The 10,600-nt window shown below is 68.5% G+C and carries 11 protein-coding genes and 1 pseudogene; 6 read left to right on the top strand and 6 right to left on the bottom strand.

Annotated elements, in window-relative coordinates; translation table 11 throughout:
- The 3 genes and pseudogenes from NNI01S_RS23540 to NNI01S_RS23530 form a co-directional block, all read right to left on the bottom strand.
- Positions 1-580 (bottom strand): annotated as a pseudogene (locus tag NNI01S_RS23540) (hypothetical protein); the annotation flags it as partial.
- A 165-nt stretch (positions 581-745) separates the two neighbouring features.
- A complete protein-coding gene (locus NNI01S_RS23535; protein WP_063022292.1) occupies positions 746-1,657 on the bottom strand; it encodes an SDR family oxidoreductase in 912 nt (303 codons plus the stop codon).
- Between the two features lie 29 nt (positions 1,658-1,686).
- The gene (locus NNI01S_RS23530; RefSeq protein WP_063022291.1) at positions 1,687-2,469 is read right to left on the bottom strand and encodes an SDR family oxidoreductase; all 783 of its coding nucleotides are present in this window, start codon (positions 2,467-2,469) and stop codon (positions 1,687-1,689) included.
- A gap of 64 nt (positions 2,470-2,533) precedes the next feature.
- Between NNI01S_RS23530 and NNI01S_RS23525 the strand changes: the two genes are divergently transcribed.
- The 5 genes from NNI01S_RS23525 (at position 2,534) to NNI01S_RS35450 (ending at position 6,773) form a co-directional block, all read left to right on the top strand.
- On the top strand, positions 2,534-3,298 hold the full coding sequence (locus NNI01S_RS23525) for an enoyl-CoA hydratase family protein (protein WP_039794869.1): 765 nt from the start codon (positions 2,534-2,536) through the stop codon (positions 3,296-3,298).
- A gap of 12 nt (positions 3,299-3,310) precedes the next feature.
- Entirely contained in the window at positions 3,311-4,186 is an 876-nt protein-coding gene (locus NNI01S_RS23520) for a CoA transferase subunit A (RefSeq protein ID WP_218019250.1), read from the top strand.
- Complete coding sequence (locus tag NNI01S_RS23515; protein ID WP_063022289.1) at positions 4,186-4,944, top strand: CoA-transferase subunit beta; 759 nt, start codon at positions 4,186-4,188, stop codon at positions 4,942-4,944. The genes NNI01S_RS23520 and NNI01S_RS23515 overlap by 1 nt, the downstream gene beginning before the upstream one ends.
- Positions 4,941-6,032, top strand: a complete 1,092-nt coding sequence (locus NNI01S_RS23510) for an NAD(P)H-dependent flavin oxidoreductase (RefSeq protein ID WP_063022288.1) — start codon at positions 4,941-4,943, stop codon at positions 6,030-6,032. Before NNI01S_RS23515 ends, NNI01S_RS23510 begins: the two co-directional genes overlap by 4 nt.
- 276 nt (positions 6,033-6,308) lie before the next feature.
- A complete protein-coding gene (locus NNI01S_RS35450; protein ID WP_063022287.1) occupies positions 6,309-6,773 on the top strand; it encodes a YbhB/YbcL family Raf kinase inhibitor-like protein in 465 nt (154 codons plus the stop codon).
- A gap of 356 nt (positions 6,774-7,129) precedes the next feature.
- Here NNI01S_RS35450 and NNI01S_RS23500 read toward each other — a convergent pair whose 3' ends face one another.
- Entirely contained in the window at positions 7,130-8,518 is a 1,389-nt protein-coding gene (locus NNI01S_RS23500; protein WP_063022286.1) for an MFS transporter, read from the bottom strand.
- A 50-nt stretch (positions 8,519-8,568) separates the two neighbouring features.
- The gene (locus NNI01S_RS23495; RefSeq protein WP_063022285.1) at positions 8,569-9,411 is read right to left on the bottom strand and encodes an SDR family oxidoreductase; all 843 of its coding nucleotides are present in this window, start codon (positions 9,409-9,411) and stop codon (positions 8,569-8,571) included.
- Positions 9,412-9,521: 110 nt separating this feature from the next.
- Between NNI01S_RS23495 and NNI01S_RS23490 the strand changes: the two genes are divergently transcribed.
- Positions 9,522-10,004: a MarR family winged helix-turn-helix transcriptional regulator gene (locus NNI01S_RS23490; protein WP_063022284.1), complete on the top strand. Its 483-nt coding sequence runs from the start codon at positions 9,522-9,524 to the stop codon at positions 10,002-10,004.
- 369 nt (positions 10,005-10,373) lie between these two features.
- On the opposite strand, the gene NNI01S_RS33775 is transcribed toward NNI01S_RS23490, so the two are convergent.
- Positions 10,374-10,586 carry a DUF397 domain-containing protein gene (locus NNI01S_RS33775; RefSeq protein WP_084489226.1) on the bottom strand — a complete coding sequence of 71 codons (213 nt, stop codon included), beginning with the start codon at positions 10,584-10,586 and terminating at the stop codon, positions 10,374-10,376.
- Positions 10,587-10,600 lie beyond the last annotated feature (14 nt).

Below are 10,600 nucleotides of genomic sequence, written 5' to 3'. Positions count from 1 at the left end.
CGCCACCCACCACAGCCGAACCGGTACCCAACGCCGCCGAACCCGAACCCAGCACAGCCGAACCCGTGCCGCCCAGCGCAGCGGAGCCGGTGCCGAGCGCTGCCGAACCCGCGCCGCCCAGCGCGGCCGAACCCGCGCCGAGGGCAGCGGATCCCGTCGCGAGCGCGGCCGAACCGGTACCGGCGGCAGCCGAGCCGACGGCCACCGAACCAGCGCCGAGCGCGACGCCCAGGCCGGCCGAGCCGGAACCGAGGACCGGCGCGAGACCAGCGGACCCCGAACCGAGCACCACGCCGAGACCGGCCGAACCCGAACCGAGCACCACACCCGGCCCTGCGGAACCCGCGGTGGATCCAGCTGCCGCCGAACCCGCTGCGGCCGAACCGGTTCCGGCGGCGGTCTGGACCGAGGGCGCGCTGATTTCCGACCGCTGCCCGGGGACGGTCAGCGAATACCAGGGATCGCCGCTGTCATAGGGCGGCGGAGCAGGGTCCGCGACGCATGCGGGGCAGGGTGGTCCCACGTCGGCGAAGGCCGGGCTGCCGAGCAGAGCCGCGCCCACGGCGGCGATTGCCACCATCGGCACACGGAATGCGCGGCCTCCTGCCATGCGCCGAGCCTTCCCCTCATCAGTCGAAGCGCAGTTCTGTGCCCGGTCGCCACTCTGACACGGGACTTTCCGAACGGATGGGTGCCCATACTAGACCCCGGTCCGCGAACGCGCCCCCGGAAGGGGCGAGGCCGATCAGGCCCCGTACACCGGCTCCGGTGGAGTCGCCTTGGCGATCAGATCGGCCACAACGGGTCCGAGTTCGGCCGGATCCCAGCGGGCGCCGCGGTCCACGGCCACCCCGTGCCGCCAGCCGTCGGCCAGCGCCACCTTGCCGCCCTCGACCTCGAACACCCGCCCCGTCACCGCCGCCGACTGCTCACTGCCCAACCACACGACCAGGGGGGACACGTTCTCCGGCGCCATCGTGTCGAAGCCGTTCTCCGGCTTGGCCATCATGTCCGCGAAGACCGTCTCGGTCATCCTGGTGCGCGCGGACGGGGCGATCGCGTTCACCGTCACGCCGTAGCGGGCGAACTCCGCGGCGGCGGTCAGCGTCAAGCCCGCGATGCCCGCTTTGGCCGCGCCGTAATTGCTCTGGCCGACGCTGCCCTGCAAACCCGCGCCGGAGCTGGTGTTGATGATCCGGCCGTCGACCGGACGGCCCGCCTTGGCCTCGCCGCGCCAGTACTCGATCGCGTGCCGCATGGTGGCGAAGTGGCCCTTCAGGTGCACGCGGATCACCGCGTCCCACTCGTCCTCGCTCAGGTTGACCAGCATCCGGTCGCGCACGAAACCGGCGTTGTTGACCAGCACGTCGAGCTTGCCGAAGGTGTCGACGGCCTGCTGGACGAGCCTGCGGGCCCCTGCCCAGTCGGCGACGTCGTCGCCGTTGGCCACGGCTCGGCCACCCAGCGCCTCGATCTCCGCCACGACCTGTGCCGCGGGGGTTTCCGCGGTGGCCGCCCCGTCCAGCGTCGAACCGATGTCGTTCACCACCACGGCGGCGCCCGCCGCGGCGAAGGCGAGGGCGTGTGCGCGGCCGATGCCCCGGCCCGCGCCGGTGACGATGACGACGCGCCCGGCGCAGATCTGCTCGGTATCCATAGGTGTCCTTACTTCGTGTCCGGTCTTGTTCAGGACTGCTGGTCGGCGTTGGAGGCGGCGAGGAAGGCGGGCCGTTCACCGCCGCCGTGCACCAGTAGCGTCGCGCCGCTGACGTAGGCGGCCAGCGACGAGGCGAGGAAGACCGCGCAGCGGCCGACGTCGTCGGGGCGGGCCATCCGGCCGAGCGGGATGGTCCGGCCAACCGCGTCGACGCCGTCCTGATCGCCGTAGTGCATCCGACTCAACTCGGTGTCGACCGGACCGACCACCAGCGAGTTCACCCGCACTTTGGGCGCCCACTCGACGGCGAGTGAACCGGTGAGGCTGTCCACGCCCGCCTTGGCCGCGCCGTAGGCCGCGGTGCCCGGCGACGGGCGGTGACCGCTGACGCTGGAGATGTTCACGATGGAGCCGCCGTCGTCCTGGCGCTGCATCACCGCGTTGGCGGCCTGGGCCAGCAGCAGCGGAGCGAGCAGGTTCAGCTCGACGATCTTGGTGTGGAAGTTCTTGCTCGCCTCGGCGGCGAGCGCGAAGGGAGCGCCGCCCGCGTTGTTGACCAGATGGTCGAGGCGGCCGTGGCGCTCGGTGATCGTCTCGACCAGCGCGTGCACCGCGTCCGCGTCCCGCACATCGCAGGGCAGGTAGTCGATCGCGCGGCCGTCCACTTCGACAGGTGCGTCGGCCGGTCGCCGCGCACACGCCACGACGGTCGCGCCAGCGGCGAGAAACGCCTTGCTCACGCCGGCGCCGACGCCGCGCACGCCGCCCGTCACCAGAACGACGCGCCCGGCCAGATCGATTTCGAGTGCCACCGTGCTAACCTACCAAGCAACTGCTTGCTTTGCCAATGCGCTGGTACACACGATGGGACTTGCCATGGGGATCAACCGCCACTCCGAATCGACCGGGATCAGCGTGGTCACCGTCGACTATCCGCCGGTCAACGCCATCCCGACGGACGGCTGGTTCGCGATCGCCGACGAAGTGCGCGCGGCGGGACGCGACCCGGACACCAAGGTGGTGGTGCTGCGCGCGGAGAACCGCGGATTCAACGCGGGCGTGGACATCAAGGAGATCCAGAGCAAGCCGGGCCACCAGGCCCTGATCGACGCGAACCACGGCTGCTTCGAAGCCTTCGCCGCGGTGTACGAGTGCCAGGTGCCGGTGATCGCCGTGGTCCAGGGCTTCTGCCTGGGCGGCGGCATCGGCTTGGTGGGCAACGCGGATGTCGTGATCGCCTCCGACGACGCCACCTTCGGGCTGCCCGAGGTCGACCGCGGCGCACTCGGCGCGGCCACCCACCTCGCCCGCCTGGTGCCCCAGCACTTGATGCGCGCGCTGTTCTACACCGCGAGCACCATCACCGCGCAGCAGTTGCACCACTACGGCTCGGTCTACCAGGTGGTGCCGCGCGCCGAACTCGATGCCGCCGCCCTCGAGCTGGCCAAGAACATCGCGGCCAAGGACGGCCGGGTGATCCGGGCGGCCAAGCGGGCCCTCAACGGCATCGACGTGCAGGACGTGCACCGCAGCTACCGGTACGAGCAGGGATTCACCTTCGAACTCAACCTCGCCGGCGTCGCCGACGAGATCCGCGCCAGGTTCGACGACGACCTCGCGGCGCGCAAGAGCGGGCAGTAGAGAGGAACTTCCATGCGAGACAAGCGGATGTCGCTCGACGAGGTCGTCGGCGAGCTGCGCAGCGGGATGACGATCGGCATCGGCGGCTGGGGTTCGCGACGTAAGCCGATGGCGCTGGTGCGAGCCATCCTGCGGTCGGACATCACGGATCTGACCGTGGTCGGCTACGGCGGGCCGGATCTGGGCCTGCTGTGCTCGGCGGGCAAGGTGCGCAAGGCGTACTACGGCTTCGTGTCGCTGGATTCGGCGCCGTTCTACGATCCGTGGTTCGCGAAGGCGCGCACCTCGGGCGCGCTGGTCGCCCGCGAGATGGACGAGGGCATGCTCAAGTGCGGGCTGGAGGCGGCGGCGGCGCGACTGCCGTTCCTGCCGATCCGTGCCGGACTCGGCTCCGACGTGCCGAACTTCTGGGAGGGCGAGCTGAAGACGGTCGAATCGCCCTACCCGGTCGACGGCACGCCCGAGACTCTGATCGCCATGCCCGCGCTGAACCTGGATGCGGCGCTGGTGCACCTGAATCTCGGGGACGCGCACGGCAACGCCGCCTACACCGGCGTCGACCCCTACTTCGACGACCTGTTCTGCCTGGCGGCGCAGCGCCGCTACGTCTCGGTCGAGCGCGTGGTGGACACCGACGAGCTGGTGAAAACCGTTCCCCTGCAAGCGCTGCTGCTCAACCGCATGATGGTGGACGGCGTGGTCGAGGCCCCGGGCGGCGCGCACTTCACCCTGGCCGCCGACGACTACGGCCGGGACGAGAAGTTCCAGAAGCACTACGTCGAATCCGCGAAGACGCCGGAAGCGTGGCAGGCGTTCGCCGACACCTTCCTTTCCGGCTCCGAGGAGCAGTACCAGGCCGCCGTCCGCCGATTCGCCGAGGAGGCGTGATGACCAGCATCGAAACCGTCGCCCGCGCCGAGATCTGCGCCGTGGCCTGCGCGGAGATCTTCAGTGGCGCAGGGGAGATCATGGCCAGCCCCATGTCGCCGATGTCGATCATCGGGGCGCGCCTGGCCAAACTCACCACCGAATCGGATCTGCTGCTGTCCGACGGCGAGGCGCTGCTGTTCGCCGAAACTCCCCCGCTGGGCGGAAAAGCGCCGATCGAAGGCTGGATTCCGTTCCGGAGGGTCTTCGACGTGGTGGCCTCCGGGCGGCGGCACGTGGTGATGGGCGCCAATCAGATCGACCGGTTCGGCAATCAGAACCTCTCGGCGTTCGGATCGTTGCAGCAGCCCACCCGGCAGATGTTCGGTGTGCGTGGCGCGCCGGGCAACACGATCAACCACGCCACCAGTTACTGGGTCGCCCGGCACACGAAGCGTGTGTTCACCGACGGTGTCGACATCGTCTCCGGCGTGGGATACGACAAGGTCGACGCGAGCAACCCCGCCTACCGGTTCCACCATTTGCATCGCGTGGTGACCAATCTGGGCGTCTTCGACTTCGAGGGCCCGGAACACACCATGCGCGCCCGTAGCCTGCATCCCGGCGTCACCGCCGACGAGGTCGCCGAGAACACTTCGTTCGAGATCGCCGGTCTCGCCGAGGCGGATGAGACACGCCAGCCCACCGCCGAGGAGTTGCGGCTGATCCGGGAGGTGCTCGACCCCAAGAAGATTCGCGAAACCGAGGTCCCGTCATGAGCGCACGCCTGCGCACCGCGCTGACCGATCTGGTCGGCATCGAGCATCCGATCGTGCAGACCGGCATGGGCTGGGTGGCCGGCCCGAGCCTGGTGTCGGCCACCGCCGAAGCGGGCGGACTCGGCATCCTCGCCTCCGCCACCATGACGTTCGCCGAACTCGAGGCGGCCATCGCCAAGACCAAGGCGCAGACGGCGAAACCGTTCGGCGTGAACATCCGCGCCGACGCCGCGGACGCGCCCGAGCGGATCGATCTGCTGATCCGGGAGAACGTGGCGGTCGCGTCGTTCGCGCTCGCGCCGAAGCAGGATCTGATCGCGAAGTTGAAAGACGCCGGAGTGGTGGTCATCCCGTCGATCGGCGCGGCCAAGCACGCGGTCAAAGTCGCGTCCTGGGGCGCCGACGCGGTGATCGTGCAGGGCGGGGAGGGCGGCGGGCACACCGGCCCGGTGGCCACCACCCTGCTGCTGCCCTCGGTGCTGGACGCGGTGGACATTCCCGTGGTCGCGGCAGGCGGGTTCTTCGACGGGCGCGGCCTGGCCGCCGCCCTGGCCTACGGTGCGGCGGGCGTCGCCATGGGCACCCGGTTCCTGCTCACGCAGGAGAGCACCGTTCCGGACGCCGTCAAGCAGGAGTACCTGCGGCGACAGCTCCAGGACACGGTGGTGTCGCTCAAGGTCGACGGCATGCCGCATCGCGTGCTGAACACCGAACTCGTGCAGCGGCTGGAACATTCGGGCCGCTGGCGCGGGCTCACCGCCGCGGTGGGCAACGCGGCCCGGTTCAAGAGCATGACCGGCATGAAGTGGTCCACCATGATCCGCGACGGCCTTGCCATGCGAAAGGCCAAGGACCTCACTTGGTCTCAGGTCGTGATGGCCGCGAACACGCCGATGCTGCTGCGCGCCGGATTGGTCGAGGGCAATACCGAGGCGGGCGTGCTCGCGGCGGGGCAGGTCACCGGGATCATCGACGATCTGCCCACCTGCAAGGAGTTGATCGATCGGATCGTCACGGACGCGGTGGGGCGGATCGAGACGATCGCGGCGCTCGCCGGAACGAAACAAGCGGCGGTGGGGTCCGACTGATGAACGGCGGCCGCGATGGCGGCCGCCGTCATCCGCAGGGCGCTCGATCCGGCGCGACGAGCATGGAAGACGGCCTCGCCGGTAGTCCGTCCGTCGGTAACGGCGCGTTCGCGGCCGAGCCTGGTCGATCGGGCCTCCTCGGCTTACGCTGGACTGACAACGACATACCGGGTTCGCCTGGTATCCGCCGCCGTCGCGCGCCGGGCTCGTCCGCACGGACCGGGACAGGCGAATCGCAGGACTCGACTCCCATCCTCGACCCGAGCGGAGGCCGCGATGCCCGCGACGAACGAGATCTCGGTGCGTAGTACCGCTTTCGACAATGGCGACCCGATTCCGGTGGTCTACACCTGCCAGGGCAGGAACGAGCCGCCACCGCTGAACTGGACGACTCCCCCGGAAGCCGCCACCTCGGCGCTGATCGTGGACGACCCGGACGCCCCGAGCGGCCTGTTCACACATTGGGTGGTCAGCAATATTCCGCCGACGACCACGTCCAGCGCGGAGGGGGAAGCACCTGCGGGCGGGGTGGTCAGCCTCAACAGCGCGAAGCGCGCCGAATACTTCGGACCGTGCCCACCTGCGGGCACCGGCGTCCACCATTACCGATTCATCGTCTACGCGCTCTCGCGTCCCATACGGGTGGACGCGCGGACGTCAGCCGACGACGCGAGGTCCGCGATCGTCGACGCGAGCATCGGAGACGGCCAGCTCATCGGCACCTACACCGTCGACACGTAGAAGTAATAGGCACTGACTGCCTGACGCGGAAGGCTTGGGAGCCGACCGCGCCAGGCGCTGCTCGCAGGAGCCCGGAATTGGGCCGCTCCCCGGTCACTATCGGCGCGGAGCTCAGATAGCGCGCGGGGGCCAGATCGACATCAGCAGGGGTAGCCAGCTGCCCGTTCGGGGCAAATAGCCGCCTGTCGGCGGCAACCAGTGGAACATGGGAACTCTCCCGTCGAGTCGAACGTCGTGACGTATCCGTGCGTTACCGCGGCGGGCAGGGTGGCTGGTCGGGGCCCTGCGGCTGCCCTGGCGACTCGGGCGTTCTCCGACCGGTTGGCATCCCACTCGATATCGCGGATGGCCCGGTCTCAGCGAGATTGCGGTGGCGCATGTCGTGGTAGCAACGGGACCACGACGCAGCACAGCGCTGAGATGGCGACGACTGCCGCCAGGGCGGCGGCTGTGCCGGTGGTGTGGAAGTACACGGTGGTGACAGCGGCCGCGCCGAGGCTGTTGGCCAACTGCTGGACAGCGGACAGTGAGCCGCTGGCGCTGCCGGATTCGCTCGGATCGATGTCCCCGAGGGTGACCTGGTAGATGCTGCCGAAGCAGGCTCCCAGACCGAGGCCGGTGAGAAATGCCGGCACGATCAGCATCGGTGGTGTGGGATCGATCGCCGCGACGAGGGCCAGTAGCGTGAGCGTGCCGAGCAGAGTGAGCAGGAGCCCGACGGTGACCAGTGTGCGACCGAGCCGTTCGAGCAGTTGATGTGCCGCGATGGAAGAGACGATGATCCCGACGGCGACCGGCGCGAGTCCGAGTGAGGCCTGGGTTGGGCTGCGGCGCAGCACTTCCTGTAGGTACAGCGACAGTACGAGCAGCAACCCGGATGTCGCGGCGAAATAGAGAAAGCCAAGCGACAGGCCCGATGTGAACCCGCGATTGTGCAGCAGCGAGGGCTCGATCAAGGGGCTTGCGGCACTGTGCTGGCGTAGCCCGAACAGCGCGAAGAAGACGAGTCCGGTAAGGAATGACAGGATCGGCGCGGCGGACCATCCGTGTGCTGAGCCCTCGATCAGTCCGTAGAGCACACCGAACATGGCGGCTGCGAGCAGAACGGAACCGAGTCCGTCCACGGTGACAGAGCGATCGCCGTCGTCCCGGGGCAGCAGCCGGGCGGCCAGCGCGACGGCCAAGCCGCCGAGCACGATATTGATCAGGAACATCGACCGCCAACCGAATCCGAAAAGGTCTGCGTCGATGAGAAACCCGGCGAGCAGCGGTCCGCCGACGGCGGACAGGCCGAGGGCGGGTGCGAAGACGCCGAAGGCCTTGGCCAGTTCATCGCGGGGGAAGACAGCGGTGAGTATGCCGAACCCCTGCGGAATGAGCAGTGCGCCGAAACCACCTTGCAGAACGCGAAACACGACGACGGAGGCGGGACCGACCGCAAGCCCGCAGGCGATGGAAGCGAAGGTGAAGCCGATGATGCCGATGAGGAACAGTCTGCGGCGCCCGAACCTGTCGCCGAGCCGCCCGCCGACCACCAGCAGCACCCCCATGGCAAGGGAGTACGAGGCGCCGAGCCATTGCACGAGAGCCGCCCCGCCACCGAGATCGGCGGAGATAGTGGGTGCGGCGATATTGGTGATGGTGGCGTCCAGCAGGTCGAGGACGGATGCGAACAGGATGACAGCGAGAACGGCCCAGCGAGCGCGCGCCGCAGCGCGCAGGTCGGGGGCCAGGTCTGTGGACATGGAAATGCCTTTTCAGGACACGAGCCTCGGAGAGGAGGCACGAGGTTGGATCAAGCCGGGAGGAAGGCGCCGACGTTCTCGCGGACCCACTGCTCGAAGCCGCGGGCCTGCGTGCCGAGCAGGGATTTGGTGGTCTCGGCGACAGGGGCGGGTCGTTCGGTGGCGGTGGCCCAGTAGTCGAGCAGGGAGCCGACGAAGGTGGGCGGCATATGCCGGCTCATCTGCTGCTCGGCCGCGGCGCGTGTGATGGAGACCATGGGGATTTCGCGTCCGAGGACGTCGCAGACGATGGCGAGCTGTTCGCGGAAGGTGAGCAGCTCGGGGCCGGTCAGGGTGACGGTTCGGCCGCGCAGCTCGTCCGCGGTGAGGGCGGCGACGGCGATATCGGCGATGTCGGTGGGGTGGATGACCGCCATGGCGGCATCCGGGTAGGCGTGCTCGACGGGCATGCCGTTGCTGACGAGGTGGGCCCAGCCGAGGGCATTGGTGGCGAAGCTGTCGGGGCGCAGCACGGTGGTGGTGAGATTCGAAGCAGCCAAGCCCCTTTCGACGGCAAGGTTGTGGGAGGCGAGGGGGTCGTCTTCGGCGTCGGGTGACAGGACAGCCGAGGACGACAGCAGCACGATGTGTTCGACACCGGCGCGCTGGGCGGTGGTGATGAAGGCGTCGATGCCGGCGGGTTCGGGATAGAGAAAGACCCCGGTGACGCCCTCCAGCGCCGGGCCGAAGGTGTGGGGGGCGTCGAGGCGCACTTCGGCGACTTCGACTCCGGCGGGGACGGTGAGGGCGGCCGGGTCGGCGCTGGCGGCGCGGACAGGCAGGTCGGCGGCATGCAGGGCGGTGATGATCGCCTGGCCGATCCGGCCGCGGGCGCCGGTGACAAGGAAGGTCATGAGTTCTCCGGTTCGAGGATGTTCTGTGCGCTTGTGCAAATACATGTTGCTCTGCACGCATTTGCTTGTCAACACACATTGAAACTTGAGCATGGAGTTACCATGTGCACATGACTGCGAACGATGCGCGAACCGCCGACGACCTGCTCAACGCGGTGGGCCCGGCGTTCGGAAAACTGCGGCGGACCTCGATGCTGGATGTGGCGAACCCCATCTCCGCCAAGGATTTGAACCGCACACTGGTGCTCAATCTGGTACTGGAGCACAGTCAGGGCAACGAGATCACCGTTGGCATGATCGCCGAGATGCTCGGCGTCGACCCGTCCGTGGCCAGCCGCATGGTCAGCGACAACATCAAAGCCGGCTATCTCATACGCGCCGCCTCACAGCAAGATGGCCGCCGCACGATCCTCGAACTGAGCGAAGCCGGCCGCGACCTGATGGCCCGCTTCCGTAAGCACCAGCGCGACGCCTACGACTACATCACCGCCGACTGGTCGGAGCATGACCGTCTGGAACTGGCCCGCCTCCTGCTTCAGTACGTGGATTCACTTGCGGGGCTGAAGGACCGGGGCCAGGAGAAGAACGCCTAGAACCCCCGACACGGCGGGGCACTCATTCTTCGTCGGAGTCGGCGCAGGTGAGATCGCCCGCCGCGACGGCATCACGGACCATGTGCTGGCTCCAGAGTGATCAAGGCGAGTTGAGTGGCGACGGGGTGAGGGTGGCCTCCTCGGCGGTGTCCAGCACGGCCGCAACCGCTTCGACGACCTGGACATATTGGACCCCTGGCGCAAGCCACCATCCGGTTCCGCCGGTACGCCGGTCAGCGCTTGGTTGCCCCAGCGGCGTGACCAGAAGCGGACCAACCGGAAGAGGACGGGCCACGCCGGACACCGATAGAAGGCGGCGCCCCGGAGTCGTCTGACCCCGAGGCGCCGAAAGCTCTGCGGCTCGGTTATTCAGGCCCGTGTGCGAGCGAACCTTCCAGCGTGCACACGTGTGGTGAAGGCGTCCCACTCGCCAGGGTCGAAGACGAGCGTGGGGCCGTCGGGATCCTTGGAATCTCGCAAGCCGACCTGGCCGCTCGAGAGAAAGGCAACCTCGACACAATCGGCTTGGGTTGCACTATGGCTGCTCTTGAACCATTCGGCCCCGACACCTCCGACTACCACGCCAAACCGCCTTG

The sequence above is a fragment of the Nocardia niwae NBRC 108934 = DSM 45340 genome (genome assembly GCF_001613465.1).
GTDB lineage: Bacteria > Actinomycetota > Actinomycetes > Mycobacteriales > Mycobacteriaceae > Nocardia > Nocardia niwae.
Note: the sequence above shows the minus strand (reverse complement) of the source record. Positions and strands in the feature narration are given on the sequence as shown.

Excerpts from the sequence above, each read along its gene's own strand:
- NNI01S_RS23535 (WP_063022292.1), bottom strand. The coding sequence starts at position 1,657 with ATGGATACCGAGCAGATCTGCGCCGGGCGCGTCGTCATCGTCACCGGC.
- NNI01S_RS23525 (WP_039794869.1), top strand. The coding sequence starts at position 2,534 with ATGGGGATCAACCGCCACTCCGAATCGACCGGGATCAGCGTGGTCACC.
- NNI01S_RS23520 (WP_218019250.1), top strand. The coding sequence starts at position 3,311 with ATGCGAGACAAGCGGATGTCGCTCGACGAGGTCGTCGGCGAGCTGCGC.
- NNI01S_RS23515 (WP_063022289.1), top strand. The coding sequence starts at position 4,186 with ATGACCAGCATCGAAACCGTCGCCCGCGCCGAGATCTGCGCCGTGGCC.
- NNI01S_RS23510 (WP_063022288.1), top strand. The coding sequence starts at position 4,941 with ATGAGCGCACGCCTGCGCACCGCGCTGACCGATCTGGTCGGCATCGAG.
- NNI01S_RS35450 (WP_063022287.1), top strand. The coding sequence starts at position 6,309 with ATGCCCGCGACGAACGAGATCTCGGTGCGTAGTACCGCTTTCGACAAT.
- NNI01S_RS23500 (WP_063022286.1), bottom strand. The coding sequence starts at position 8,518 with ATGTCCACAGACCTGGCCCCCGACCTGCGCGCTGCGGCGCGCGCTCGC.
- NNI01S_RS23495 (WP_063022285.1), bottom strand. The coding sequence starts at position 9,411 with ATGACCTTCCTTGTCACCGGCGCCCGCGGCCGGATCGGCCAGGCGATC.
- NNI01S_RS23490 (WP_063022284.1), top strand. The coding sequence starts at position 9,522 with ATGACTGCGAACGATGCGCGAACCGCCGACGACCTGCTCAACGCGGTG.